The 563-nt window shown below is 55.6% G+C and carries 1 protein-coding gene and 1 pseudogene; both read left to right on the forward strand.

From position 1 onward, the window contains the following. Nucleotides 1-437: methyl-accepting chemotaxis protein (locus K5E19_RS23590; protein WP_260411940.1), on the forward strand; the 437-nt coding region annotated here is incomplete at its 5' end. Nucleotides 438-457: 20 nt separating this feature from the next. Then, a pseudogene (locus K5E19_RS23595) lies at nucleotides 458-563 on the forward strand (chemotaxis protein-glutamate O-methyltransferase); the annotation flags it as partial.

Raw genomic sequence — 563 nt, forward strand, 5'->3', positions numbered from 1 at the left:
GGCGTGGATTTGCCGTCGTGGCGGGTGAGGTGCGTAATCTCGCCAGCCGCAGCGCCAACGCCGCGAAAGAGATTAAGGTGTTGATTGAAGAGTCCGTTTCCCGCGTACAGCAGGGATCGGAGCTGGTTGATACCGCCGCTCACACCATGACGGAGATTGTTACTTCCGTAACGCGTGTGAACGACATTATGGGCGAAATTGCTTCCGCCTCAGACGAACAGCGTCGCGGCATTGAGCAGGTTGCTCAGGCTGTCACGCAGATGGATCAGGTAACGCAACAGAACGCTTCTCTTGTCGAAGAAGCGGCTGCCGCTACTGACCAGCTCGCCAGTCAGGCCGATCATTTGACCAGCCTGGTGGCAGTTTTTAACGTGAAAGAGCAAGTCGAAACAGTAGCAGAAGTCGGGCGGTCGCAGGCCGTGCCAGTTGTATCCTGAAAGTGAATTAAGAAGGCGCTATGACCTCACCAAACCCCTCGGGGCAATCGTCATTATTGCAGCAAATGACCCAGCGCCTCGCGCTGTCCGACGCGCATTTTCGTCGGATATGTCAGTTGATTTACC

The sequence above is a fragment of the Enterobacter sp. RIT637 genome (genome assembly GCF_019718755.1).
Lineage (GTDB): Bacteria > Pseudomonadota > Gammaproteobacteria > Enterobacterales > Enterobacteriaceae > Enterobacter.